The organism is Vibrio superstes (assembly GCF_003569005.1).
In the GTDB taxonomy this organism is placed as follows: domain Bacteria; phylum Pseudomonadota; class Gammaproteobacteria; order Enterobacterales; family Vibrionaceae; genus Vibrio; species Vibrio superstes.
Genome location: NZ_BCUR01000004.1, coordinates 622,277 through 648,255 on the forward strand (window position 1 = coordinate 622,277; position 25,979 = coordinate 648,255).

The following is a 25,979-nucleotide window of genomic DNA, read 5'->3' on the forward strand; positions in this document are numbered from 1 at the left end:
GAGGATACAGTAATGAAACGAGCCATAATTTTAGTATTAGATTCATTTGGTATTGGCGCTACAGAAGATGCCGATAAATTCGGCGATGTAGGGTCTGATACCTTGGGGCATATTGCTGAGCAATGTGCAAAAGGCCTGGCTGATAATGATAGTCGTAGCGGTCCATTGACTCTGCCAAACCTATCGCGTCTAGGCTTGGGTTTAGCGGCTAAAGAGTCTACCGGAAGCTTCCCTATCGGTTTAGATGCCAATGCCGACATCATCGGCGCCTACGGCCATGCGGCAGAGCTTTCGTCTGGTAAAGATACTCCGTCGGGTCACTGGGAAATGGCTGGCGTACCTGTGTTGTTTGATTGGGGTTACTTTACTGATAAACAAAACAGCTTCCCTCAAGAGTTGCTCGACAGAATCGTTGAGCGTGCAGGCATTAAAGGTTACTTAGGCAACTGTCACGCTTCAGGTACTCAAGTACTGGACGACCTTGGCGAAGAACATATGCAAACCGGTAAGCCAATCTTCTATACCTCCGCAGACTCTGTATTTCAGATTGCGTGTCATGAAGAAACTTACGGCTTAGACAATCTACTTGAGCTTTGTCATATCGTTCGTGAAGAACTCGAAGACTACAACATTGGTCGTGTTATAGCGCGTCCATTTGTTGGCGATAAAGCGGGAGAGTTTAAGCGTACTGGTAACCGTCGCGATCTTTCAGTTGAACCACCTGCAGCAACCGTGTTGCAAAAACTGGTTGATGAGAAGCAAGGTGAGGTGATCTCCATAGGTAAAATTGCCGATATCTACGCGAACTGCGGCATTACCAAGAAAGAAAAAGCGACGGGTCTAGAAGACTTATTTGATCTGACCCTTGAGCAGGTGAAAAAAGCCGAAGACAACAGCATCGTCTTTACCAACTTTGTCGATTTTGACTCGGCTTATGGTCACCGCCGTGACGTACCTGGGTACGCAGCTGCTCTTGAGTATTTTGACAAGCGTTTGCCTGAAATCCTTGAGATTTTAGAGCCTAACGATGTGCTTATTCTTACTGCCGATCATGGCTGTGACCCAACATGGGAAGGTACCGATCATACTCGTGAGCATATTCCAGTACTGGTTTACGGACACAAGATTGAGGCTGGTTCATTAGGTCGCCGCTCTACTTTTGCTGATATCGGTCAGAGTTTGGCTCACTACTTCCAGACTTCGAAAATGGATTACGGAACTAACTTCCTTTAATCAAGGAAGTCAAAAATTGCGCTAATAGGGCCTGTTGACCCTAACTAAAAACAAATTAGAAAAGGAAAGATAAAATGGCTACTCCTCATATTAATGCAGAAATGGGTGATTTCTCTGACGTAGTATTGATGCCGGGTGATCCACTACGCGCTAAATACATTGCAGAGACCTTCCTAGAAGATGTGGTTCAGGTGTGTGATGTACGTAACATGTACGGCTTCACTGGTACGTACAAAGGTCGTAAGATTTCTGTAATGGGACACGGTATGGGTATCCCATCATGTTCTATCTATGCTACTGAGCTAATCAAAGACTACGGCGTTAAAAAGATCATCCGCGTTGGTAGCTGCGGCGCAGTGCGTGATGATGTGAATCTACGTGATGTTGTGATTGGTATTGGTGCATGTACTGACTCAAAAGTGAACCGCATCCGTTTTAAAGATCACGACTTTGCAGCGATTGCTGACTACGGTATGGCGAGAAACGCAGAGCTTGCAGCGCAGAAGCTGGGTATCAACGTAAAAGTGGGTAACCTATTCTCCGCTGAACTGTTCTACACGCCAGATCCTGAAATGTTCGATGTTATGGACAAGTACGGCATTCTAGGTGTAGAAATGGAAGCGGCCGGCATGTACGGTCTTGCGGCTGAGTATGGCGCTAAGTGCCTGGCTATTTGTACTGTTTCTGACCACATCAAACGTGGTGAAGTGACAACCTCAGATGAGCGTGCAACCACGTTTAATGAAATGATGGTTGTGGCTCTAGAGTCTGTTCTACTAGGCGACGCTGAATAATTTTCTCAGTTTAGAAAAGACAAAAGCTTGGTTCCTGAAAAGGAGCCAAGCTTTTTTTATGTGGTTTTCTGAGTAGAGCTATTTTCTTCTTAGGACAAGCGTTAGCAGAACCCCTGACAAGAAGCTCATCATGATCATCAGGAACATCGCTCTATCACTGTTGCGATAGTGGTGATCGGAAAAGGCCGTAACGCGCCCTTTTTCAAAGGTAATACGTACATAGCCGATAATGGCATCTTGAGAAAAGATAGGCTCAACCAATTGCTGTTTGCCTATCCCTTCTGAACCTAAAGGTGTATCCATACCTAATGATTCACGCACAGTCTTCGCATTGGTACTAGAGGCGATTTTCACACCACTATTGTCGTACACCGTCGCATCCGACACTAAAGTATCGCGCGCTAACTGATTCGCTAGATAGCGAAGCTTTTCTTGATCTTCGGTCACTAAAAAGTCACTAGCACTCAGTGCCGCCTGAGAAATCAATAGCTTGGTCAGCGTTTGTAACTGCTTGGTTTGAATTTGCTGATTACCTTGGCTGATATAAACGCTATTACGCACAATCGCGACTAGCATCAAAAGCAGCAAGCCAATAAATATCAGTTTTATAAATCGACGCAGTGAAAATAGAGATTCTTTCATTTTGCTAAACGTAATTAATGTATGCCATTGCATAGTGAGACTTGCGCAAACAAATTGCAATAGGGTAAGTTGAGGGTAATGTTATCCCCAAAACGGATTTGAATATTCATGGAAGTCAAAGAATTACAAACCCTCACCCCGTTGACAGATTTTAGCCTCGGCGAACTGGCTGTTGTCTTTGCTGATGGTAGCAATGAGGTGCTAAGCCAGTTATTTGCGATTGATGAGCAATTTGCGACTTGGAACGTCGGTCGCTATCAGGTGCTTTTAACTAAAAGTGCGTTGGTAAAGAAAATGGCAGCCTTATTGGCCGCCAATAAGGCCGACTTTGCACATCTTACAGACCTGCCCGATATGAGCGAGCCGGGTCTGGCTCTGTTTGATATGGATTCTACTTTAATTGAGATAGAGTGCATTGATGAAATAGCCAAGCTTGCGGGTGTTGGAGAGGAGGTCTCTGAGGTGACTGAACGCGCAATGCAAGGTGAGTTAGATTTTGAGCAGAGTTTGAGACAGCGCGTTGCCAAGCTTGCCGATGCCGATGAATCCATCCTTAAACAAGTGCGCAGTGTTTTGCCGTTGATGGCCGAAGCTAAACCGCTTATCGACGGGCTTAAAGCGTGTGGCTGGAAGGTTGCTGTGGCATCTGGCGGTTTCACCTACTTCTCTAATCATCTTAAAGAGTTACTCGAATTGGATTTTGCTCAATCTAACCAGCTGGAAATCATCGACGGTAAACTCACAGGAAACGTTGTGGGCGATGTGGTATCGGCGCAAACTAAGGCTGATATCCTAGAGCAGCTAAGAGCTGACTATCAGTTCGAGAAAAGTAACTGCATTGCTGTGGGCGATGGCGCCAATGACTTAGTCATGATGGCGGCTGCGGGTTTAGGTATCGCTTATCATGCTAAGCCAAAGGTAGTCGAACAAGCTCAGACTGCGGTAAGCTATGCCGACCTTGGTGGTGTGTTGTGTATCTTGTCGGCAAGCCACGTTTTACAAACCCTACAAACAAAGAATCTTTAATGGCAAAAGTAAAAACGGCGTACGTCTGTAATGACTGTGGCGCAGACTTTCCGCGCTGGCAAGGCCAGTGCAGTGCATGTGGTGCTTGGAACACTGTCACAGAGGTGCGCTTAGCTGCATCTCCGCAAGTGGCACGCAACGAACGATTAAGCGGTTATGCGGGAAGTGCTGAGCAATCTAAGGTGCAAATGCTGGCCGATATTGACCTGCAAGATGTACCTAGGTTCACCAGTACCTTCAAAGAGTTCGACCGAGTTATGGGCGGTGGTATTGTACCCGGAGCCGCTATCTTGATTGGTGGTAGCCCAGGTGCAGGTAAATCGACCTTACTATTGCAAACCATGTGTCGCTTAGCCGCGGATATGCCCACCTTGTATGTTACAGGTGAGGAATCCTTGCAGCAGGTAGCCATGCGAGCCTCTCGCCTTGGTTTACCGAAAGACAATCTTAAGATGCTATCTGAAACCAACGTTGACAAGATTTGTCAGGTGGCAGAGAAAGAGCAACCTAAGATCATGGTTATTGACTCGATTCAGGTGATGCACGTTTCTGATGTTCAATCTTCACCGGGCACCGTGGCTCAAGTTCGTGAATCGGCAACGACGCTAACGCGATTTGCGAAACAAAATAATGTCGCGGTATTTTTGGTCGGTCACGTAACCAAAGATGGTTCTCTAGCGGGACCAAAAGTGCTTGAGCACATCATTGACTGTTCCGTATTGCTTGACGGCGGTGCTGACAGCCGCTTTAGAACCTTACGAAGTCATAAAAACCGTTTTGGCGCTGTCAATGAGTTGGGTGTTTTCGCCATGACGGGGCAGGGGCTTAAAGAGGTGTCTAATCCGTCAGCCATTTTCTTGTCTCGGGGTGAAGAACAAACCTCTGGCAGTTCGGTCATGGTTATCTGGGAAGGCACTAGGCCACTATTAGTGGAGATCCAAGCGCTGGTGGACTACTCCCAACTAGCTAATCCAAGACGAGTGGCTGTGGGCCTTGAGCAAAACAGGCTTTCAATGCTTCTTGCGGTGCTTCACAAGCACGGCGGACTACAAATGGCAGACCAAGATGTGTTTGTCAATGTGGTGGGTGGGGTTAAGGTCACTGAAACCAGCGCCGATTTAGCCCTATTAATGGCTTTGCTCTCCAGTTTTAAAGACAGAGCGTTACCAAAAGATGTGGTGATCTTCGGTGAAGTCGGCTTAGCGGGTGAGATTCGTCCGGTGCCTAGCGGTCAAGAGCGCCTTAATGAAGCCTTTAAACACGGCTTTACCAAAGCCATTGTTCCTGCGGCAAATATGCCTAAAGGTGGCATCGCTGGCATGCAAATCCACGCTGTAAAGAACCTTTCTGAAGCGATTCAAGCGTTTGATGAAATGTAATAACGGGTTCTATAAATAATATTACTGCCAAGGTCTAAAGACGCTTTTCACACGCTTGATTCTCATCTATAGTTCTTGGATTGAAAACAAAAGGGCGAAAATTTCGCTCAACAAGCACACAGAGCTATCAGTCTAGTCAGATTGTGGTATACTCTGCGCGCATTTTATATCCTATTGATAGAGTAAAACGATGACTGATTTATCAAAATACAGAAATATTGGTATTTTCGCGCACGTTGATGCGGGTAAAACCACGACGACTGAGCGTATCCTAAAGCTTACCGGCCAGATCCACAAAACTGGTGAAGTTCATGATGGTGAATCAACTACTGACTTCATGGAACAGGAAGCTGAGCGCGGTATTACTATCCAGTCAGCAGCTGTAAGCTGTTTCTGGAACGATCACCGTCTAAACGTTATCGATACTCCTGGACACGTTGACTTCACTGTTGAAGTTTACCGTTCTCTTAAAGTACTTGATGGCGGTATCGGCGTATTCTGTGGTTCTGGTGGTGTTGAGCCTCAATCAGAAACTAACTGGCGTTACGCTAACGAATCAGAAGTATCTCGTCTGATCTTCGTTAACAAACTAGACCGTATGGGCGCAGACTTCTACAACGTTGTTGACCAAGTTAAAAACGTTCTAGGTGCGACTCCTCTAGTTATGGTTCTACCAATCGGCCGCGAAGATGACTTCGTGGGTGTTGTAGACCTTCTAACTCGCAAAGCATACGTTTGGGATGACACTGGTCTTCCTGAAAACTACGAAATTCAAGATATCCCTGCGGATATGGTTGACGACGTAGAGCAATACCGTGAAGAACTAATCGAAACTGCTGTAGAGCAAGACGACGACCTAATGATGGCTTACATGGACGGCGAAGAGCCTTCTATCGAAGACATCAAGCGTTGTATCCGTAAAGGTACTAACAACCTGTCGTTCTTCCCAACTTACTGTGGTTCTGCATTTAAGAACAAGGGCGTACAAATCGTTCTTGACGCAGTTGTTGATTACCTACCTTCTCCAACAGAAGTTGATCCTCAACCTCTTATGGATGAAGAAGGCAACGAAACTGGCAACCACGCTATCGTGTCTGCTGACGAAACATTCAAAGCGCTTGCATTCAAAATCATGGATGACCGCTTCGGTGCACTAACTTTCGTTCGTATTTACTCAGGTAAATTGAACAAAGGTGACACCATCATGAACTCATTCACTGGTAAAACAGAGCGTGTTGGCCGTATGGTTGAGATGCAAGCTGATGACCGTAACGAACTAACTAGCGCACAAGCTGGTGACATCATTGCGATCGTTGGTATGAAGAACGTTCAAACTGGTCACACTCTATGTGATCCAAAAGACCAAGTAACTCTAGAGCCAATGGTATTCCCAACTCCAGTTATCTCAATCGCTGTATCTCCTAAAGATAAAGGCGGTTCTGAGAAAATGGGTATCGCTATCGGTAAAATGGTTGCAGAAGATCCATCTTTCCAAGTTGAAACTGACGAAGAAACTGGCGAAACCATCCTTAAAGGTATGGGTGAGCTTCACCTAGACATCAAAGTTGACATCCTTAAGCGTACTTACGGTGTTGACCTAACTGTTGGTGCTCCTCAGGTTGCTTACCGTGAAACTATCACTCAACCAATTGAAGATAGCTACACGCATAAGAAACAGTCTGGTGGTTCTGGTCAGTTCGGTAAGATCGACTACCGCATCAAGCCAGGCGAAGCTGGTTCAGGCTTCTCGTTCAAGTCTTCTGTAGTGGGCGGTAACGTTCCTAAAGAATTCTGGCCTGCAGTTGAGAAAGGTTTTGCATCTATGATGGAAAACGGTGTTCTTGCTGGTTTCCCAACTCTAGACGTTGAAGTTGAACTATTCGACGGTGGCTTCCACGCAGTGGATTCATCTGCAATCGCATTTGAAATCGCAGCGAAAGGCGCATTCCGTCAATCAATGCCTAAAGCTGGCGCTCAACTTCTTGAGCCAATCATGCACGTTGACGTGTTCACTCCAGACGATCACGTAGGTGACGTTATCGGTGACCTTAACCGTCGTCGTGGTATGATCAAAGATCAACAAGCTGGCGCTACTGGTGTTCGTATTAAAGCTGACGTACCTCTTTCTGAGATGTTCGGCTACATCGGTCACCTACGTACAATCACTTCTGGTCGTGGTCAGTTCTCTATGGAGTTCTCACACTACGCTGCTTGCCCAATGAACGTGGCAGAAGAAGTAATTGCAAAAGCTAAAGCTGAGAAAGAAAACAAGTAATTGTTTCTTCTTAAATAGCTAAAAGAAAGCCCCGATAGTGAAAGCTATCGGGGCTTTTTGTTTGTTTAGGAAGAGTACGAACTATATCAATCTGTAAAAGAACAATAACCGAGTCCTTCAAAGTGCTAACTTCGTCATCAGAAGCCATCACTTCCTCATTCCGGCCTTGAGCTGGAATCTAAATAGCATGACCAAATGATTCGTTGAACTGGTATCAATCCTCCCAGATCACAAATTTATCCTTCTGCCATTCAGCACCAACATCGTGATACTTCTTCTCTAACACATGACGTTTTATCTTGAGAGTAGGTGTGAGTATTTCATTTTCAATACTCCATGGTTCTTTGATGAGCAGTACGCCTTTAATCTTTTCATGACCTTCTAAATTGTCATTAATCTTCCCAATGGCTTTAGCAATACTCTTTTCATAACGAGATTTATCAAAATTGGGAAAATCATGGGGAACAATCAATAAGATTGGCGCTGGCATTCCTAATCCCACAAGACACAGCATTTCAACCCGAGCTACTTCGATAATCGCTTTTTCGATAGGGACAGGTGCAACAAACTTACCCTTAGCGGTCTTAAACGTATCCTTCTTCCGTCCCTGAATAGTCAGGTAACCTTCTGAATCGATAGAACCGATATCACCCGTGTGCAACCATCCATCTTCGTTAAATGTTCTTGCCGTGGCTTCATCGTTCTTGTAGTAACCAGAGAACATCCCTTTACTACGTACAAGGATTTCTTCATCCTCCGCTATCTTAAGCTCAATACCTGGACCTGCTTGACCGACAGTACCAATCTTTGAGGCGTTGAAAGGGTAGCTAAGTGTGCTGTATGCAAATGTTTCAGTCATTCCCCATGCCTCGGTAATATTGATACCTACCTTGTGATACCACTCCAATATTGCTGGGCTGATAGGCGCTGAACCACAACCGAGAACACGACCTTGATCTAGACCTAAACCATCAACAATCTTTTTCTTAATGATTGAATTTAAAATCGGAATCTTAAGTAGAATGTTCAGTTTCTTCGGTGGAAGCTTATCTTGAATCCGCTGTTGGAAAAGAGTCCATAAACGGGGAACGGAAATAAACAGAGTAGGGCGATGCATTTTTACATCTTCAATGAAGGTTTCTAATGACTCTGGAAACGCCGTTTCTAACCCAGCTTGAATAGATGAACCGAAGATATACACCCGCTCGGTAATGTGCGCTAGCGGCAGGTAAGAGAACATTCTATCGCCCGGCTGAATTCCGATATGATCAACTAGATTTTTCACCGACCAGCTAAAAGCACCAAAAGTAAGCATAGCGCCCTTAGGGACGCCAGAGGTGCCTGAGGTATAGACAATAGACATTAGCTTGTCATCGTGATGCTGAGGGTGTTCCTCATGCGGGATCGCATCATGGATCAGCTGAGCAAACTTGTACTGACATTCTGGAGCGGAGTCATAGGGGAACGAGATAGTAATTAATTCAGGCAGACGCTTCATCGCTTCCGATGTGGCATGTGCATCATCAAGCTTGCCAGCAATCAGTACCTTACTTTCACTATGTGTCAGGCAATATTCAATGGTGTCTGCACCAGCTGTCGGGAAAATAGGAACGCTAATAAAGTCGCCTAACATCAAGGCTAAATCAGTAATAAACCACTCAACACAGTTCTTAGAGACGAACGCGACTTTATCTCGAGGCTCAAGTCCTAGTTTCCTCAGGGCACTAACCAACTTCAGCGCCATGTTAGCCACTTCAGAGTATGTATACTCAACAAACTCTCGATCTATTATCTGCTTTAGATACACCTCACTAGGGCGCTCATGAGCCCATTTAAGTATGAGCTCATTTGGAGGTGGGATTGTGCAAGGTGGGTTGCTGAAAACTTGATGCTCTGCTTCGGTCCCTGAAGCCTTATCCATAAGCTACTCTTCCATTGTTTGTTTATTACGTTAATCAGAAGCTTAGCAGGTTTTTTGTTATGTATAAGAGATTTAGCGAACGTGTGGGACCTTAATGCTTCGTATATTACGCTTTTCGTCATAAAAGATTTTAGTGAATACAGAGTGAATCAAAAGATTGTTTACTATACCTATCGCTAAAAATGACCTAAAAAGTTAATTTTCTATACTGAGTGGGTGTCAAGGTCGTTTGTTTTTTGAAAACACGGTTGAAATAGGACACATCAGAATACCCAGCTTGATAGGCAACAGAAGATACCTTTTCACTGGGGTGATTCTTTAACATCTGTTGAGCAAAGTTGACTCTCTTTAATGTTAGGTAGTCTTGAAAACTGATTTTCTTATGTTTTCGGAAAAACCTAGAAAAATAAGCCGTTGAAAGGTTGACCATTTTTGCTACATCTTCTTCTCTAATTTCTTTGTTCATATTCTCTGATATGAATCTTTCTATTTTTATTATTCTAGTATCTGAGGTAATTGGGGTTGCTGAGAGTCTCTCGGTTCCTTTGATGGAGGAATATGGGAAAAAATACTCCGCTTCTGTTTTTACCGTTATATCGATACTTTTCTCAATGATATCTGCGGGTAGATCTTTTAAAGATAATTCGTTGTTATGTATTACTACTAATTTTTTGTCTAGGTTTCGACAGATTTTTTTTGATAACTCGAAAAATGGTTCAAGATTTTTACTGAAATAAAAGTGGGCGAATCTCACATCGCTTTGACTTAGGATGGATATATCAGTTCCACAATCAATAAAATGTGAATTTAAGTGCGACAACTCATAAGTCTGTGAAGTTAAGTCCTCAACTGGCTTCCCTAGCCAATACCCTTTCGATTGCATTAGTTTTCTCTGTTGTAAGCTTAATCCATTAACTAATATCAAGTTTAAGCTTAATGGTTAAGAAAGTGCAACATTAAGTTCACATAATGAGAGCGAAAACGTTGTTTTTGTACTAGAGTTATCAGGCAACTTCGAAGGAGGCAGGGATGGCCAATCAACTAAGTGATAAAATCGCAGATTTCATTTTTAATGAAGAGGCATTAACAGTGGTTGAATACGTGGTCGCTGCATCTCTACTCGTCGCCGCTGTGACAGCCGTTTTTTTTGCATTGAATGTTGGGTTGGTTGATAAATTTAACAGCTCAATGAATAAAGTGTAAAAATAGTGACTTAGCGTATGTTTTTACCTTATGTTGTTTAGAAAGTTCTATCAATGGTAAAAAAAGTCCTAACATTAATGGCAGTCAAGAGTTAAGGTTAGAAATGCGACTCGTTTGATGGGCGCTTATTTATGGAGAGTAAATTTATGGACAAATTCATTTCAAGTATCAAAAATTTCGCTAAAGACGAAGAAGGACTCACCGTTGTTGAATACGTAATCGGGGCTGCTCTTCTGGTTGCGGGTTTGGTTATTATCTTCCAAACCTTGGGATCGCAATTGAGCGCTAAATTAAACACCGTAATTGCCGAAATTAGTTAGTATCAGTTGTTGTAAATAATTATGCTGACAATATTTAACCGTATCAGTAGCAAGCAACTGATACGGTTTTCTAGCCATTATGAATAGTCAAATCATTTTCTGGTCTTTATTGTATCTAATATCAATCAACGATTTAAAGGAACATAAAATTCCTAATGTGTTGTTGCTATTGCTCATCATTTTCCAATCATTGAATCTTATCGCCACACAATCCCCAGTTTTAAATTATTTGCTGGGTGGTGTTTGCATGTTTGCTGCTTCTATGTGCTTATTCTTTGTCAAAGCAATGTCTCCAGGTGATGTCAAATTACTTGGTGCAATTGGATTTTGCGTAGGATTGGACAACCTTGTCGGTAGTTCTACATGGATAATTTTATCTTCGGGTCTGATTGGAGTTGTATTTATGATATACAATTTTAGCTTTCTAGGAATAAATAACCCAATGAAACTGATCAATGAGCCTAAATTGTTTACTAGGATTAATCAGGGTGGTAAGGATACTAATCCGTGGCGTTACGGTGATAAGTTAACGATGCCTTTTGCCCCTTCTGTCACCGTGGGTCTTGCGTTGTTTTATTATTTTAATTAGAGGGAAAAGTAATGAGTGTTTCAGAAGAAATGGATGACTTTCGTAAGCTGACACCTCAGGTAAGTGCCCCCCAGATAGTATCTTCTTTTGATGAATTGGAAGTACCACAAGCGGTCGTTGAAAACTTAATTCTGAAGCATTTAGCGGCTTACCCTAAATCTGATGTTTTAGAATTGGCAAAGCACTTGGGAATAGTTACCCACTTAATTGATGACATCCTAGCTGACCTAAGAAAGAAGGCGTTTGTTGAGGTTTTTCAACCTTCATCTCAATCGTTATTTTCTGAATCCGCAAAGAGCCACGTTAGGTATGCTCTTTCAGAGCAAGGTCAAATAAAAGCTGATCTAGCCTTTAAAAAAGATGCCTATATTGGTCCTGTGCCTGTTTCATTGAGAGTCTATAACGCTATGGTAGAGGCTCAAGATTTGCGTGCTCAACTCATCACTAGACCTGATGTAGAGCGAGCGTTAGGTGATGTATATGGAGCCCAAAGGCTTGTGCCAGTTTTAGGGCCGGCCATAAACTCAGGAAGGGCGCTATTGCTTTATGGTCATGCGGGAACAGGGAAAAGCTTTGTAGCAGCGAGAATACTCAACTCACTCAATACCTCTGTTTATGTACCTCATTCGGTTTATGCCGCAGGAAATATAATAAAAGTGTTCTCTGAGCAACATCATAAGCCAATTGATAGTGCACACAATCGGGAAGTCATAAGCTTGAAAAGCCATTATGACAAGCGTTGGGTTTTATGCGAACGACCTAATGTTCAAGTTGGTGGTGAGTTGACTATGGATATGTTGGAGGTTAACCATACTGAGCACAATCGAATTTGGATCGCTCCTCTTCAGATGATCGCTAATAACGGCATATTAGTCATAGATGACTTAGGCAGACAACCAATGCCCGTCGCGACACTTCTGAATCGTTGGATTGTTCCAATGGAGTATAATTATGATCACCTTTCCCTTCCCAATGGGCAGCAAATTACTATTCCATTTGTTTTAACTATGGCATTTTCCACCAACCTTGATCCTCAAACGATTGCCGATCCTGCCTTTCTAAGGAGACTTGGATATAAGATTCAGTTCCAACCGCTGATTGAAAAAGACTATTTAAATCTATGGGCAGATTTATCCAATACAAAAGATCTCGAATTGCTACCAAGTGCACTAGAATGTTTATTGAGTCTTCACAGTTTGCATAAAGTGGGCTATTTCCCTTGTTTGCCAAAAGATATATTAGGGATAAGCCATGACATTATTCAGTTTGAAGAAATCGAAGCAAATGTTGACTCAACTATTTTGCAAAGAGCATGGGATCTTTATTTTACTGCTGACGAGCATGGAGAATCAGTCTTATGAGTAAAGGAACAGTAATTTTTTTATTATTATTGTCAGTAGTTTTTGGCTTAGGTGCAGTTATGGTTGCTAAGCAATGGATGGAAGGCCAGTCGCAACCCCAAGTTAAGGTAGAAACTGTAGAGCGTCATCCAATAGTTGTGGCGGCTATTGATATCCCTGAGGGAACGGTAATTGAAGAAAAGCACTTGTCTAAAAAACAGTTGGAAGTTGCATGGCAAAACGACAATCAAGTCAAAGATTATTCTGAGTTAATTGGTATGGTCTCCAAATCACCTGTTTTTGCAGGTGAACTTATTCATAAGTCTCATTTTGGAGGGCCTAATGAAGGGGCTAGTCTTGCTGTCCTTATTCCTGAAGATAAGCGTGCCGTAACGATCCGAGTGAACGATGTCGTTGGTGTCGCTGGTTTTCTTTTACCCGGAAATAAGGTTGACATACTAAATACAGTTAATAATCGAACCACAACTGTTTTGAAAGATATAAAAGTCATGGCTGTAGACCAAACAGCTAAAACTAATGAAAACAAACCTATTATTGTACGAGCGGTAACGCTTGAAGTAACTCCTCGCCAAGCTGAAAGACTGCTGTCTGAGAACAGTAAAGGTTCAATACAGTTAGCGCTTCGTAATCCGCAAGCGGTGGATCCTCCAGTTAGAAGATACGTTGCCCCCCCAAGTGTCACTATCATAAAGGGCACCAACCAGTCTAACGTACGTGTAAACAATTGAGGTTTATTATGAAAAGGATTTTCGCATTTTTTATCTCGCTAGTGATACTTATACCTACATCTGTCGCTTCTACGACACTATCAGGAAATACGATCACAATACCTCAACATAAATCGACACATGTAAAGATTTCGGGGAAAGCGAAAAGGGTTTCTTTAGGTGATCCAGCTGTCCTCGATATAGTGATGCTAAAAGCTGATGAGTTATTTTTGATAGGTAAAAAACTAGGTTCTACAAACTTATCAGCTTGGGATGCTCAAGGAAGACTAATCGAATCTTTGAATATCGAAGTAACGCATGACCTGAACAATTTAAAAGCAAAGTTATACGAGTTTCTTCCTGAAGAAAAGATTCAAGTTCATAGCGCGCAGGATAAATTGATTCTGAGTGGACTAATCAGTAGTCAGGAAAAAATGAATATTGCTGTAAAAGTGGCTCAAACATACTCGGGTGGACAAGCGGTCAACGCGTCTGATAAAGATGCTGGGCAGGCTGAGTCTGGCGTTATAAACCTCATGACCATCGGCGGTGCTCAACAAGTTATGCTAGAAGTCACTGTGGCTGAAGTGCAGCGTTCTTTGGTGAGAAGATTTGATTCCAACTTCCGTTTTTTCCAACAAAGTGGCGACTTCACATGGGGCTTAACAAATGGTGGCGGTGGTCTCGGAGAAGCGGGAGGTAGTATTTTGCCGATTGTTGATTCACTAGGAACGAGTAACTTTGGGTTATTAGGAGGGTTAGTTGATAGTAATACGTTATTTACTTTTGCGCTCGATATAGCGAAGGAAACGGGTGTTGCAAAAGTGTTAGCTGAACCTAATTTAACCACCCTTAGTGGCTCTGAGGCTAAGTTTCTGGCCGGTGGAGAGTTCCCTATTCCAATTCCCAGTGATGACGGTATTGGTATCGAGTATAAAGAGTATGGTGTGAGTGTTCAATTCACCCCAATAGTGTTGAGCGATCAAAAAATTAACCTTGAATTGGCTGTAGACGTTAGTGAAGTTGCGTCTTCTGGTGCTCTGACCTATGACCCAGGGGATGTAAATGCTGCTTATATCGTACCACCTCTAACTAAACGGAGTGCATCTTCAACCATAGAATTGGCTGATGGTCAAACTATCGGAATTGCAGGTTTGTTGAATGAAAACAGCAGAGACGCAGCAAGTGAGATGCCAGGGATTGGTGATATTCCAGTGCTTGGTAACCTGTTTAAAAGTAAATCTTATGTTTCCGGCGAAACAGAGTTAGTGATATTGGTTACACCGCGACTTGCTAAACCTCTAGATAGGGACAAGATTGCTCTTCCTACGGATGCTTTTGTTGAGCCGACAGATATGGAGTTTTATTTGATTGGGAAGTCTGCATATCTCGACAATGAAAGGGTTAAACCTAAGCAGGAACAAGAATCAACCGAGCGTGTTCAAGCATCTACTGCTAGCGGTGGTTCAGAAGGTCAGTTTGGACATTCTTTGTAGCAACAAGGAGCGAGTTATGAAAATCAAAACACTATTTTTGTTGTTATCTATTTTAGGAGTGGTTGCATGTTCGAACAACCCTCGTTTAGGAACAGCAATGACGCTGGTTAAAAACGAACAAACCTATAACCCCAATGCCACTGAAGAAAATCAAGACGTACTACCAGAGGGCAGTGGTGAAAGGGCTCAATCTGCGATTAAGGGCTATAATATAGGGGAAAGTAAAAGTTATGAGGCGGGCTCTGGATTTAGTATTTAAGCGCGTTACGGCAAACTTTAGGCAGGCATTAACGTCAGACTGTTATAGATACAATTATGCATTGTTGATGCTTACTTAGATATGAACGTATGCATATTAGTGAAGATTTGTCTGCGTAACAGTTACAACGTTTTACTTTCTATTGTGTGAATTTACCCTCGTTGAATCGCGTAAATACTATACCAAAAATACTTAATGGTGATGCAGTTTTTCGAGAGACTCACAGTCACAGATTAGTGGGACAATAAGGGACATTTTGAGGTCAGGGAATGAGCGAAGTTGTGCATATGAATGCAAATGATGATTTTAGATTGGCTTTGAAAAGTCAAGTATCCTTGTGGATAGTCCACAGTACAGTTACTTTCAAAGAGCATATTGATGCTGAACTAAGTAAGTGTACGAATGCATACCCTCATTACATTATGCTTAATGAGTTTACCTCTCAAAACCTAAAAGAAAGAACTAGCCCTGATTTGATATTCATCCAAGCAAGTGGAGATTGGGCTCAAAAACTCACGGAACTTTACTCTAACAGTCTAGTCTTGCAAAATAGTAATGCCTCTTTGGTAGTGTTTGGTGACGAAGGTAATAGTTTTGATCTCAAAGTTGCATTGCGAATTGGTGCGTCCGACTTTTTATCTGAATCAAGTACTATTGAAGGGCTAGCCTCAATATTAACTGCTGTAGCTGATGAGAAGCTTGCTAGTAAAGAGTTGGCGGAATTACACTTATTTGTTAACAGTAAAGGCGGTAGTGGAGCTTCAACGGTTTCTATGAATACCGCTATTGAGCTAGCTAAATGCAAACAAAATAAGGTTCTTTTCCTCGATTTAGATATTCAATTTGGAGCCATTCAAGATTATTTAGACCTTAATCCACAGTACGGACTGCATGATATTATTGATGGAGCTAATGATCTCGATGAAGTTGCACTTCAAACGCTAGTAACTAAGCACTCCTGTGAGTTAAGTTTTCTTAACTTTCAACAAATGCACCCCATAGAAAATGAGCTGAAAGCACGCAGTCTTCATACTGTTATTCCTCTATTGCGTGAACATTACACGCATATTATAGCGGATTTATCTCGAGGAATAGAAGCCAACTATAGTTCCTTAATCTCCCAATCCACAAAAGTGTTTTTTGTTGCCCAACAAAGTTACGTCTCTATTAAAAATACAAATGATATGCTTGGTGTTCTAGAGCTTGAGTATGGACTACCTAGGAATCATGTAGAAGTTGTTGTGAACAGGTATGATAAAAAGCAGGGCTTGAAAATAACGGATATTGAAGGCGCTCTAGGGCAAATACGAGTGCATGTTTTCCCTAATGACTACAAGATAGTGAATGAGAGTTCCAACCTAGGAAAGCCTTTTTGTTTAAGTAAGAAAAAGTCTGCGGTTTCAGATGCGGTGACTCGCTTGGCTACGTCGATCGCACCAGTTGAAGAGCAAGAGAAGACTGGTTGGTTAGGGAAGATCTTTAGCTGATTAAATTAGGATGATATATGTTTTTTAAACGGAAGAATATTAACCCAGACTTCGAGCAAAAAGTCAGTTCTTTATCGTCAAATGATGTCAAAGACAATGCCGAAGAAACTGCTGAAGATAAGGCTCCAAAACCTTCAACCAAACAGGCAGTGTCTAAACAAAAGCCGGTTACTGAAGATATTCCTATTGAAATGGATAAACATTTAAAGCAGGAATTAGATGTAAAACATTATTTTCATAAAAAGTTACTAGAAACCTTGGATTTAGGTGTCTTGTCTAATCTAGAAGAAACTCGAGCGAAAAAAGAGCTGCAAGAGGCTATTCATCAATTGATGAATGATGATAAAACTCGCCCTGTGAGCTTAGAGGGTAGGAAGCGAATTGTTCGACAAATAGAGGATGAGGTTTTTGGTTTAGGGCCGCTGGAGCCACTTCTTCATGATAAATCTGTATCGGATATTTTAGTCAATGGACCAAAGAATGTTTATGTGGAACGGTTTGGTAAGTTGGAGAGAACGCCACATACATTTCTCGATGAGAAGCACTTGCGCAACATTATTGATCGTATTGTAAGCCAAGTCGGAAGAAGAATTGATGAGGCGTCTCCTATGGTAGATGCTCGCCTGAAAGATGGATCACGTGTAAACGCAATTATTCAACCACTAGCTATTGATGGTGCTTCTGTATCCATTAGACGATTTGCTGTAGATCGTTTAAACATGGATAACATGTTGGGCTTTAACTCACTTTCACCTGAGATGGCAAAATTTATAGAGGCAGCGGTTAGAGGTGAGTTAAATATTTTGATATCCGGAGGTACTGGTTCAGGTAAAACTACGACACTTAATATCTTCTCTTCTTTTATTCCTAGCGATAAACGCATCGTAACTATAGAGGATTCAGCTGAATTACAACTTCAACAACCACATATTATTAGATTAGAAACGCGTCCAGCTAACCTCGAAGGCAAAGGAGAAATTAGTCAGCGTGATTTGGTTAAGAACTCACTTCGTATGAGGCCGGATAGAATAGTCATTGGTGAGGTCCGTGGTGCAGAAGCTGTTGATATGTTAGCCGCTATGAATACAGGACATGATGGTTCTCTAGCTACAATTCACGCTAATACTCCGCGTGATGCTTTGAGTCGTGTGGAAAATATGTTTGCTATGGCTGGCTGGAATATGTCGGCCAAAAACCTTAGGTCACAGATTTCATCTGCTATTCACATGGTAGTTCAAATGGAGCGCCAGGAGGACGGTAAACGTCGGATGGTGAGTATTTGTGAAATAAACGGTATGGAAGGTGACATTATTACAATGTCTGAGATATTTAAGTTCCAGAGACAGGGGATTGATGAGGAAGGGAACATCTTAGGAGATTATATAGCAACGGGTATAGTTCCTGGTTGTCACGATGCGCTAGTCAAACGTGGTTTAGATCTTCCATTTGAAATTTTTAAAGCGTCTAGTAATAGATAGGTGATTAGAATATGGATGACTTAAGCTTTTTTCTTATATTACTTTTCTTTGCAGTACTTTTCATTTCACAAGCATTGTTGCTTCCTGCTGCAGGACAAAAAGCAAAGCATGGAGAATTAACCAAGCGTCTGAAGCAAGCTCAGAAAAAGATTGATGAAGAAAGCCTTTCTCTTCTTCACGAATACTATTTGAAGGAGATGACGCCATTTGAGCGTCAAATGATTAAAATTCCAATCTTTGAAAAAATAAAGAAGATGATTGATTTGTCTGGACTCAACGTCACGCTTGGGAAACTATTAGGATGGACCTTTGTCGGCAGTTTAGTTGTTGGTGGGGTATCTTTATTTACCGATCAAAAATGGTACGTCACCCTCGCTCTTTTTGTTGGTGTATATGTACTGGTTCACATGTTTATTCAAAAGAAAATCACTTCTCGCTTGCATAAGTTTGAAGAGCAGTTACCGGAAGGGTTAGATATGATCAAGCGGGTCTTGCAAGCTGGTCAGCCTATTAACCAAGCCTTCAAAGAGGTTGGTGATGAAATGCCTCCTCCTATTGGTATCGAATTCAAGAAAACATTTAACCTACTTAATTTTGGTTATGATATGAGGTTAGCGATTTTACAGATGGTAGATCGAACACCTACAGTTTCGATGTTGGCGTTTTCTAGTGCAGTTATACTTCAAAAAGAAACGGGTGGTAATCTCACAGAAAACTTAGATAAAGTGTCTCGAGTATTGAGGGCGAGATTCAAGTTATCGCGAAAGATCAGAACTTTGTCTGCAGAGGCGAGGCTATCTTCTTGGATTCTCGTATTATCCCCTTTTGCACTGTACATTATGACAATGGTTGTTAATCCTACTCACGCAACTTTGTTAGTAACTGACCCTAGAGGCATAACAGCGATAAGCATTGGTATGGTGAGTTTAGCTGTTGGCGCACTGTGGATTAGACGGATCATCAATATAAAGGTGTGACAAAATGGACTTTAATGAGCTAGCCTTGCAGAGTGGCCTTTCTGATTTTCTTACCAGAGACAACATCTTTCTTTTAATGGTTTTAATTGGAACTGTTTTAGCCGTATTGGCCTTCGGTATGATAGTCCTTGGAGTTAATTCTCCGGTTAAGCGGAAACTCAAAGCTATAGGTGGAGAAACACTGACTCCTGCAAAATCTGAGAAATTTGGTAACGCGCTAGAAAGTATGGCACCAATGATGGTGCCAAATAGTAAAAAAGAAAGAGATAGTATACAGAGTCAACTGATACAGGGAGGATTTCATGATCCTAGTGCATTGTCTTTGTTCTACGCCATTAAGTTAATAACCGCACTTGTCGGCTTATTCCTAGCAGTAGCTTCTTTCTTGTTGATGAAAGACTCTAGTTATATGCCCTTAGTTATTATCATCGCTCTGTGGTGCGGATTGTTTGGGCCGAATATGTTTCTAGCTAAACTCGTTTCTGAGCGTAAGGACAAGATAAAAGCTGCGGTCCCTGATGCTTTAGATTTATTAGTAGTCTGTACTGAATCTGGGCTAGGGTTTAATGCTGCTTTGAAACGAGTAGGAGATGAGTTAACCATAAGTCATCCAGAGTTTGCTGACGAATTGGATACGGTATGTGGAAAAATTCAAGCTGGTGTTGAAATGCCTATAGCTTTCAAAGAACTAGTCGACAGGACTGGAGTGGATGAATTGACAGGTCTTGTTAGCATGTTATCTCATGCAGCCAAGGTCGGAGGAAGTATTGCTCAAACATTAAGAGATTATACTGAAGATTATAGAGACAAGCGAACGCAAGCTGCGGAAGAGGTAGCGGCAAAAATTCCAACCAAGATGCTATTTCCAATGGTTATGTTTATTTGGCCATGTTTCTTCATTGTTGCACTTGGACCTGGATTGATGACGCTGTTTGATGCGCTAAAATAATAAAGGATGATTACAATGGAAGTAAACTTTAAAAAAGCCAGTCTAGCCATATTGATATGTGTTGGGTTGATTGGATGTGCATCTTCAGAGCCTGAACCGGTTGAATTTGATAATTCTTTATATTCTGGGAAACCTGTTGATTCGTTGACGAGTCAAGAACCGCCTAAGTCAGAAATGGAAGCGATAACTCGAGGGGATACAGCCCTAAGCACTAAAAATTATGACTTAGCTTTATACGAATACCTGCGCTCACTTTCATTTTCAGATTCAACCCATCAAAATCAAACACTCTACACTGTAGGTCGAATCCATTCAGCCAAAGGCAATTTACCACTTGCTGAAAAGTCTTATATGAAGGCTCTTGAATTTAATGCCAATGATGTTAAGTCTTTAGAGGAGCTAGGTCTGCTCTATACAAAGCAGGGACTCACACCTGAAGGTAAAGTATACTTTTTTAGAGCAATTAATGCGGATCAAGTTAGGTTGGATAATCCGGATATTTTGACTGGCTATTCAGAAATCACTGAAGATACGTTGAAAAAATTGCGATATGATTCAGAAAGCCCCTTTAGAAGTTATATGGGATTAGGTATATTATCTGATGTTGATAAAAACTATGATATTGCAAAAAGATATTATGAGAGAGCTTTGGAGATTAATCCAAACTCAATTCAAGCTACTGTAAATCTTGGGTATTCTCATTATATGAGTGGTAGTTATTACTTGGCACAAAGAATTACTAATAGAGCGTTGAAGAGAGATTCAAATAACGAGAAAGCACTAAATAATTTGGCGTTAATATATATAGCGTTAGGTGATAACAGGCAAGCTCTTAATATATTTAAGCGGCATATGAGTACACCTGAGGCATTAAATAACGTAGGATACTTCTTAATGCTTAGAGGGAAAGCTGACGAAGCTATCCCATACTTCCAGCAGGCTATAGATCAAAATCCATCTTATTACAAAGTAGCAAATGAAAACCTGGAGCGAGCTTTGTCAGAAGTTAGATTGAGTAAAATTGAACCAGTAGAAAAAAATGATAGTTAATCAGTGAGTAAAGGTGGGATTCCCCCACCTTTTTCTTTACATCTATTGCTTCTTTCCTTGTGAATGTAGTGTGGTTTTTATCTTCATTTCTGTGTTAATGCAGTTATTACCATACCAAAATTGAGGTATGTACACTTCAGGAATATATGCTTCATCTAGGTAAAAACCATTACTTACCCTTTGGTTTACTTTAGTTGCTATTGATGCCAGTGTTAGTGAGGCGATAATTATTACAATTAAGTGAGTAGGGAAAGCATACTTTACATCTATATTTAAAGTCCTTAGGGTATTCCAGTAATTAGCAAGCGTAATACACCCTAAAAGCAGACTAAATGGAGAATCTAAAGTTCCAGATATTAGGCTATATGCTATACCTGATAGTAATGTTACACCAAACATTCTCGACCTAGGAGATGTTTTTGTAACCACACTCATCAATAAGGCTAATATTAAAAATACATAAGCTAAGGCTGGTATTATGCCCCAGTTCACCAAAACTAATAAGATTGAGTTGTGTGGTCTTCCATTTAACAAAGAGTTACAAACAAAGGCATCGCCACCATGACCCCAAAAAGAAACCATTTCCAAAGCATGTAGCCATAAATCTAGTCTACCTGAATCAGAAGTTCTAATATTTAGAATGGCATCTCTGAACTCACCATGAAATAAAAAGCTTGGAATAGGGGATAGCGTTAATAATTTAATTAAATATCCAATAACAATACATGTTATGGTTATGGTTAATATTCTATTTCTATTTTTTTTGTCTAATAAACCCCATAAGATCACTCCGCATACTATAGCAATAAATGCACCTCTAGCGCTCAGTGCAAATAGGATGCTAAAATTAAGCACTATGGGGATGTATGCCTTTTTCTTACTTGTTGTTAATAGTACATAGATGCTTGGTATGATGATCCATACCTGAACTTGATTTAACATTCTAGGATTTGTATAACTCAATATAGTCCATATACTGCTGCCATCACCATATAAGTTAGTAACGGTAAATCCTATGAATACGGAAAGGTAACACAGTACACTAATTAATGCATAAGCTTCAAATTGAAATTTACCTGGTTTTGAGTTTGATAAGCTTACAATTAAAAGGAATAGACCAATATAATAAAAGTAGTCAGTTATTCCTCTGTAAGGGTATAGTCCGAATATGTTTGCTATGAACGAGAATAGGAAAAATAAAAATAGTAACGTTAAAGTTATTGGATGCAGTTGAAGAATATTTACAATCAAATAATTTCTAGATGATCTAGATGAAATCAATATGATGCAGTTTATTAATATAATTGTGCAAATAAATAATCTTTTGTAGTCATACTGCAAAACAGGTTGGTCGGGCATTATAATTAAATTAAAACTAAATGCAGCTATACCTATTAGTGATATATTAATTAAGTTATCACGAAGAAACTTTAAAAACAGTGCCATACTGTGCCTTATTATTATTCTTTAACTTTATTTTATCTTATTTCTAGGCGGTGAACAGGTAGTAATAACGGGTTTAATCTGCTTAGAACTGTTAGCGTGATCACCTCCACAATTATCCATTAAAATTCGACAATTGTTTTAATAGTTATTGTTTTTGCTAACTCTCTCTTATCCGTAGTACAGTATTACTGCTACATTCAATGTAAACGTTTTCATTGATTGTTGCGCGAACCTAATCACTTCGTGCTTTAGGATTATAAATGACCAATTTCCAACAGGTTATAGATGCAAGAGATTGGGAAAACTCCCATGTGTATTCAACAAACCGCCTCACAGCACATTCTAAATTGTGCTCTTATTCATCCATTGAGTACGCACTACAGCAGGGTACTTCAGAACAAAGCATATTACTCAACGGGACCTGGAAATTCAGGCTATACGAAAATCCAGAGCGTGTCTCCGAAGACGATATTTTGCCTTCTCTCGATGATAGCCATTGGGACACTATCCCTGTCCCAAGCAACTGGCAATTGCACGGCTATGATAAGCCCATCTATACCAATGTGAAGTATCCATTTCCAAACACTCCACCTTGTGTTCCTACCGACAACCCTACAGGTTTGTACAGAACCCGTTTTGAAATCTCTAAGAAGTGGTTAGCTCGAAGCACTCGAATCATTTTTGATGGAGTCAATTCAGCCTTTCATCTTTGGTGTAACGGTGAGTGGGTGGGTTATAGTCAAGATAGCCGTTTACCAGCTGAGTTTGATTTATCTCAGTATCTTGTGGAAGGCTCCAATCAGATTTCAGTGATGGTGTTGCGTTGGTCAGACGGCTCTTATCTTGAAGATCAGGATATGTGGTGGCTCAGTGGGATCTTTCGCGATGTGAGCTTGCTTAGTAAGCCCTTGCTTTCAATCAGTGACGTGTTTGTCTCTACCAAACTTGATGCTTGTTATCGGGATGCCATTTTGTCGATCGAGACTAAGCTTTCTGCGAAAAGCGAAGGGCACCAAGTTCAGGTACAACTGTTTGATGCACAGAGCAACTCTGTCTTTGATCCAGTAACGGAGCTTTGTGGCACCAAATGGATTGATGAGCGTGGCTCGTATGACGACCGTACTTTTCATGAAATATCCGTATCCAACCCATTAAAGTGGAGCGCAGAAGAACCTAATTTGTATACCGTCGTGGTTTCGTTGCACGACAGCAATGGTGAATTTATTGAGGCGGAAAGCTATAAGGTAGGCTTTCGTCAAGTTGAGATATCAGACGGACTGCTAAAACTCAACGGTAAACCTCTACTGATCCGTGGTGTTAACCGTCACGAGCACCACCCTGAGCGAGGGCATGCTGTTACTCGCGAAGACATGCTGCAAGACATTAAGTTGATTAAGCAGCATAACTTCAATGCTGTGCGCACTGCTCATTATCCGAATCACCCCACATGGTATGAGCTTTGCGATGAGTATGGGCTGTATGTCGTGGATGAGGCCAATATAGAGACTCATGGGCAACAACCGATGGGAAGGCTGTCTAACGATACCAATTGGCTTGCAGCCTATATGAGTCGTATGACTGGTATGGTTGAGCGCGATAAGAATCACCCTAGCGTTATTATTTGGTCTTTGGGTAATGAATCGGGTTTAGGCACTAACCATCACGCTATGTATCAGTGGACCAAGCAACGTGACCCTAGCAGACCAGTACAATATGAGGGTGGGGGAGCAGAGTCCACTGCCACGGATATTATTTGTCCTATGTATCCTAGAGTCGACATCGATTTACCTTATTCAGAGCACGATCCCGAACACTTAAAATTTGGTATCAAAAACTGGATCAGCAAACCCAATGAAGATCGCCCACTTATCATGTGTGAATATGCCCATGCTATGGGGAATAGCTTGGGTGGTTTTTATAAATATTGGGAGGCGTTCCGTCGTTATCCTCGTTTGCAGGGCGGGTTTATTTGGGATTGGGTCGATCAAGGCTTAGTGAAGGTTGATGAAAAAGGTCAGTCCTATTGGGCCTATGGTGGTGACTTTGGCGATACCATTAATGACAGGCAGTTTTGTATCAATGGTTTGGTTTCTCCAGATAGGGTTCCTCACCCAAGTGCTTTAGAGGCGAAAAAGGCGCAGCAGTTCATTCAGTTCAGGCTTATTAATACTCACCCTGTTAGTGTCGAATTAAAAAGTGAGTACTTATTTACTAAGGTGACAAATCAGCTAGCCCATTGGCAGATCACCGAAAATGGCGAGACGATTGTAAGTGGTGAGTTTAGGCTCGATATTGAGGCTGAAGGTCGTCAGTATATTGAGCTACTGAAAGAGTTACCTCCAGTAAAACCTGGCTGTGAGTACCACCTCAACCTGCAACTATTTCTTATACAAAACACGCCTTGGGCAGATGCGGGCCATCAACTTGCGCACCATCAGTTTGAGCTTCCTGCAAGTAGCCAACTGCAACTACAAAGCACTCCTGCGATAAATTGCAATCTTTCGATAGCGAAGACAGATGCGAATCTATCTATATTTAATAACAACTTTTCTATCGAGTTTGATCAAGAGACAGGTCTATTAACAAAGTGGCTTAAGGGCAGTAAATCGATACTTGAGTTACCTCTTATTGATAATTTCTACCGCGCTCCGCTAGATAACGACATTGGCACCAGTGAAGCGGATAATCTCGACCCTAATACTTGGGTGGCAATTTGGGACAGTGCGGGTCTTAATACCTTGCAACGGCGCTGTGTTTCGATTGAAGCGTCAAGTGTTGGTAATGATTGTCTCGTTGAGGTGATATCGGTCTACAAGGCCAACCATGTCGATGCCATCCAGTCGAATTGGCAGTACCGCATCTCACCTGAGGGACAAATTGAACTCACCGTGAATGTTTACCTTGCCAATGGCCTGCCTTATCTGCCAAGAGTTGGAATGGAGTTTGCGGTACCCAAAGGGCCTAAAGCGGTTCAGTTTTATGGATTAGGGCCTCATGAGAACTATCCAGATCGTAAGCTTTCTGCTTATGTAGGTAAGCACATACAAACTATCGAAGAGATGCATACTGATTATGTGTATCCAACGGAGAATGGATTGCGCTGTGATGTGCGAAATGCCTCTATAGGACCATTCAATATCAATGGTTTATTCCATTTTGCGGTAAGTCGCTATAGTCAATGTAATCTAGCGGAGGCGGATCACATCAATGACCTACATGATTCGGGTAGATTATATATACGTATAGATTCTGAGCATATGGGGATTGGTGGTGATGACTCATGGAGTCGCAGTGTTCATGAAGAATACTTGCTAAAGAAAAAGCACTATCACTATAAAATTACGCTTTCGGCAGACTAACACCAATACCAATCACACAGAACGACCA

At 41.6% G+C, this 25,979-nt stretch carries 22 protein-coding genes; 18 read left to right on the forward strand and 4 right to left on the reverse strand.

The window, feature by feature from the left end; translation table 11 throughout:
- The first annotated feature begins 12 nt into the window (after positions 1-12).
- Entirely contained in the window at positions 13-1,233 is a 1,221-nt protein-coding gene (gene deoB / locus D5I41_RS10860) for a phosphopentomutase (RefSeq protein ID WP_119009805.1), read from the forward strand.
- Positions 1,234-1,307: 74 nt separating this feature from the next.
- Positions 1,308-2,027, forward strand: a complete 720-nt coding sequence (gene deoD / locus D5I41_RS10865; protein WP_017031223.1) for a purine-nucleoside phosphorylase — start codon at positions 1,308-1,310, stop codon at positions 2,025-2,027.
- Positions 2,028-2,105: 78 nt separating this feature from the next.
- Here the strand turns inward: deoD and D5I41_RS10870 are convergent, their stop codons facing one another.
- Complete coding sequence (locus D5I41_RS10870; RefSeq protein ID WP_119009806.1) at positions 2,106-2,669, reverse strand: YtjB family periplasmic protein; 564 nt, start codon at positions 2,667-2,669, stop codon at positions 2,106-2,108.
- 108 nt (positions 2,670-2,777) lie between these two features.
- Here D5I41_RS10870 and serB point away from each other — a divergent pair, with 108 nt between their 5' ends.
- The 3 genes from serB to fusA all read left to right on the forward strand — a co-directional run bounded on the left by serB (position 2,778) and on the right by fusA (position 7,349).
- Positions 2,778-3,695: a phosphoserine phosphatase SerB gene (gene serB / locus D5I41_RS10875; protein ID WP_119009807.1), complete on the forward strand. Its 918-nt coding sequence runs from the start codon at positions 2,778-2,780 to the stop codon at positions 3,693-3,695.
- Entirely contained in the window at positions 3,695-5,074 is a 1,380-nt protein-coding gene (gene radA / locus D5I41_RS10880) for a DNA repair protein RadA (protein WP_017028877.1), read from the forward strand. The genes serB and radA overlap by 1 nt, the downstream gene beginning before the upstream one ends.
- 190 nt (positions 5,075-5,264) lie before the next feature.
- Positions 5,265-7,349 (forward strand): elongation factor G, encoded by a 2,085-nt coding sequence (gene fusA, locus D5I41_RS10885; RefSeq protein WP_119009808.1) that lies wholly within the window; start codon positions 5,265-5,267, stop codon positions 7,347-7,349.
- Between the two features lie 214 nt (positions 7,350-7,563).
- Here the strand turns inward: fusA and D5I41_RS10890 are convergent, their stop codons facing one another.
- Both D5I41_RS10890 and D5I41_RS10895 read right to left on the reverse strand, forming a co-directional pair.
- Positions 7,564-9,270 (reverse strand): AMP-binding protein, encoded by a 1,707-nt coding sequence (locus D5I41_RS10890; protein WP_119009809.1) that lies wholly within the window; start codon positions 9,268-9,270, stop codon positions 7,564-7,566.
- Positions 9,271-9,457: 187 nt separating this feature from the next.
- Positions 9,458-10,153, reverse strand: coding sequence for a helix-turn-helix domain-containing protein (locus D5I41_RS10895; protein WP_119009810.1), 696 nt, complete (start codon positions 10,151-10,153; stop codon positions 9,458-9,460).
- A gap of 146 nt (positions 10,154-10,299) precedes the next feature.
- Here D5I41_RS10895 and D5I41_RS10900 point away from each other — a divergent pair, with 146 nt between their 5' ends.
- The 12 genes from D5I41_RS10900 (at position 10,300) to D5I41_RS10955 (ending at position 21,146) form a co-directional block, all read left to right on the forward strand.
- The gene (locus D5I41_RS10900) at positions 10,300-10,473 is read left to right on the forward strand and encodes a Flp family type IVb pilin (RefSeq protein WP_119009811.1); all 174 of its coding nucleotides are present in this window, start codon (positions 10,300-10,302) and stop codon (positions 10,471-10,473) included.
- A gap of 146 nt (positions 10,474-10,619) precedes the next feature.
- Positions 10,620-10,793 (forward strand): Flp family type IVb pilin, encoded by a 174-nt coding sequence (locus D5I41_RS10905; RefSeq protein ID WP_119009812.1) that lies wholly within the window; start codon positions 10,620-10,622, stop codon positions 10,791-10,793.
- Positions 10,794-10,872: 79 nt separating this feature from the next.
- Positions 10,873-11,382 (forward strand): prepilin peptidase, encoded by a 510-nt coding sequence (locus D5I41_RS10910; RefSeq protein ID WP_119009813.1) that lies wholly within the window; start codon positions 10,873-10,875, stop codon positions 11,380-11,382.
- An 11-nt stretch (positions 11,383-11,393) separates the two neighbouring features.
- The gene (locus D5I41_RS10915; protein WP_162892823.1) at positions 11,394-12,743 is read left to right on the forward strand and encodes a DUF8689 domain-containing protein; all 1,350 of its coding nucleotides are present in this window, start codon (positions 11,394-11,396) and stop codon (positions 12,741-12,743) included.
- The gene (cpaB, locus tag D5I41_RS10920; protein WP_119009814.1) at positions 12,740-13,471 is read left to right on the forward strand and encodes a Flp pilus assembly protein CpaB; all 732 of its coding nucleotides are present in this window, start codon (positions 12,740-12,742) and stop codon (positions 13,469-13,471) included. The genes D5I41_RS10915 and cpaB overlap by 4 nt, the downstream gene beginning before the upstream one ends.
- An 8-nt stretch (positions 13,472-13,479) precedes the next feature.
- On the forward strand, positions 13,480-14,946 hold the full coding sequence (locus tag D5I41_RS10925) for a type II and III secretion system protein family protein (protein ID WP_119009815.1): 1,467 nt from the start codon (positions 13,480-13,482) through the stop codon (positions 14,944-14,946).
- Between the two features lie 16 nt (positions 14,947-14,962).
- A complete protein-coding gene (locus D5I41_RS10930) occupies positions 14,963-15,205 on the forward strand; it encodes a hypothetical protein (protein ID WP_119009816.1) in 243 nt (80 codons plus the stop codon).
- 269 nt (positions 15,206-15,474) lie between these two features.
- On the forward strand, positions 15,475-16,692 hold the full coding sequence (locus D5I41_RS10935; RefSeq protein WP_119009817.1) for a CpaE/TadZ family protein: 1,218 nt from the start codon (positions 15,475-15,477) through the stop codon (positions 16,690-16,692).
- Positions 16,693-16,709: 17 nt separating this feature from the next.
- Complete coding sequence (locus D5I41_RS10940; RefSeq protein WP_119009818.1) at positions 16,710-18,170, forward strand: TadA family conjugal transfer-associated ATPase; 1,461 nt, start codon at positions 16,710-16,712, stop codon at positions 18,168-18,170.
- Between the two features lie 11 nt (positions 18,171-18,181).
- Positions 18,182-19,147 carry a type II secretion system F family protein gene (locus D5I41_RS10945; protein WP_119009819.1) on the forward strand — a complete coding sequence of 322 codons (966 nt, stop codon included), beginning with the start codon at positions 18,182-18,184 and terminating at the stop codon, positions 19,145-19,147.
- Between the two features lie 4 nt (positions 19,148-19,151).
- Entirely contained in the window at positions 19,152-20,096 is a 945-nt protein-coding gene (locus D5I41_RS10950) for a type II secretion system F family protein (RefSeq protein ID WP_119009820.1), read from the forward strand.
- A gap of 15 nt (positions 20,097-20,111) precedes the next feature.
- Complete coding sequence (locus D5I41_RS10955) at positions 20,112-21,146, forward strand: tetratricopeptide repeat protein (RefSeq protein ID WP_119009821.1); 1,035 nt, start codon at positions 20,112-20,114, stop codon at positions 21,144-21,146.
- A 42-nt stretch (positions 21,147-21,188) separates the two neighbouring features.
- On the opposite strand, the gene D5I41_RS10960 is transcribed toward D5I41_RS10955, so the two are convergent.
- A complete protein-coding gene (locus tag D5I41_RS10960) occupies positions 21,189-22,592 on the reverse strand; it encodes an O-antigen ligase family protein (protein ID WP_119009822.1) in 1,404 nt (467 codons plus the stop codon).
- Positions 22,593-22,852: 260 nt separating this feature from the next.
- On the opposite strand from D5I41_RS10960, the gene lacZ reads away from it, so the two are divergent.
- A complete protein-coding gene (gene lacZ / locus D5I41_RS10965) occupies positions 22,853-25,951 on the forward strand; it encodes a beta-galactosidase, LacZ type (protein ID WP_119009823.1) in 3,099 nt (1,032 codons plus the stop codon).
- Positions 25,952-25,979: the final 28 nt, after the last annotated feature.

Coding starts and splice junctions, on each gene's coding strand:
- deoB (WP_119009805.1), top strand. CDS start 13: ATGAAACGAGCCATAATTTTAGTATTAGATTCATTTGGTATTGGCGCT.
- deoD (WP_017031223.1), top strand. CDS start 1,308: ATGGCTACTCCTCATATTAATGCAGAAATGGGTGATTTCTCTGACGTA.
- D5I41_RS10870 (WP_119009806.1), bottom strand. CDS start 2,669: ATGAAAGAATCTCTATTTTCACTGCGTCGATTTATAAAACTGATATTT.
- serB (WP_119009807.1), top strand. CDS start 2,778: ATGGAAGTCAAAGAATTACAAACCCTCACCCCGTTGACAGATTTTAGC.
- radA (WP_017028877.1), top strand. CDS start 3,695: ATGGCAAAAGTAAAAACGGCGTACGTCTGTAATGACTGTGGCGCAGAC.
- fusA (WP_119009808.1), top strand. CDS start 5,265: ATGACTGATTTATCAAAATACAGAAATATTGGTATTTTCGCGCACGTT.
- D5I41_RS10890 (WP_119009809.1), bottom strand. CDS start 9,270: ATGGATAAGGCTTCAGGGACCGAAGCAGAGCATCAAGTTTTCAGCAAC.
- D5I41_RS10895 (WP_119009810.1), bottom strand. CDS start 10,153: ATGCAATCGAAAGGGTATTGGCTAGGGAAGCCAGTTGAGGACTTAACT.
- D5I41_RS10900 (WP_119009811.1), top strand. CDS start 10,300: ATGGCCAATCAACTAAGTGATAAAATCGCAGATTTCATTTTTAATGAA.
- D5I41_RS10905 (WP_119009812.1), top strand. CDS start 10,620: ATGGACAAATTCATTTCAAGTATCAAAAATTTCGCTAAAGACGAAGAA.
- D5I41_RS10910 (WP_119009813.1), top strand. CDS start 10,873: ATGAATAGTCAAATCATTTTCTGGTCTTTATTGTATCTAATATCAATC.
- D5I41_RS10915 (WP_162892823.1), top strand. CDS start 11,394: ATGAGTGTTTCAGAAGAAATGGATGACTTTCGTAAGCTGACACCTCAG.
- cpaB (WP_119009814.1), top strand. CDS start 12,740: ATGAGTAAAGGAACAGTAATTTTTTTATTATTATTGTCAGTAGTTTTT.
- D5I41_RS10925 (WP_119009815.1), top strand. CDS start 13,480: ATGAAAAGGATTTTCGCATTTTTTATCTCGCTAGTGATACTTATACCT.
- D5I41_RS10930 (WP_119009816.1), top strand. CDS start 14,963: ATGAAAATCAAAACACTATTTTTGTTGTTATCTATTTTAGGAGTGGTT.
- D5I41_RS10935 (WP_119009817.1), top strand. CDS start 15,475: ATGAGCGAAGTTGTGCATATGAATGCAAATGATGATTTTAGATTGGCT.
- D5I41_RS10940 (WP_119009818.1), top strand. CDS start 16,710: ATGTTTTTTAAACGGAAGAATATTAACCCAGACTTCGAGCAAAAAGTC.
- D5I41_RS10945 (WP_119009819.1), top strand. CDS start 18,182: ATGGATGACTTAAGCTTTTTTCTTATATTACTTTTCTTTGCAGTACTT.
- D5I41_RS10950 (WP_119009820.1), top strand. CDS start 19,152: ATGGACTTTAATGAGCTAGCCTTGCAGAGTGGCCTTTCTGATTTTCTT.
- D5I41_RS10955 (WP_119009821.1), top strand. CDS start 20,112: ATGGAAGTAAACTTTAAAAAAGCCAGTCTAGCCATATTGATATGTGTT.
- D5I41_RS10960 (WP_119009822.1), bottom strand. CDS start 22,592: ATGGCACTGTTTTTAAAGTTTCTTCGTGATAACTTAATTAATATATCA.
- lacZ (WP_119009823.1), top strand. CDS start 22,853: ATGACCAATTTCCAACAGGTTATAGATGCAAGAGATTGGGAAAACTCC.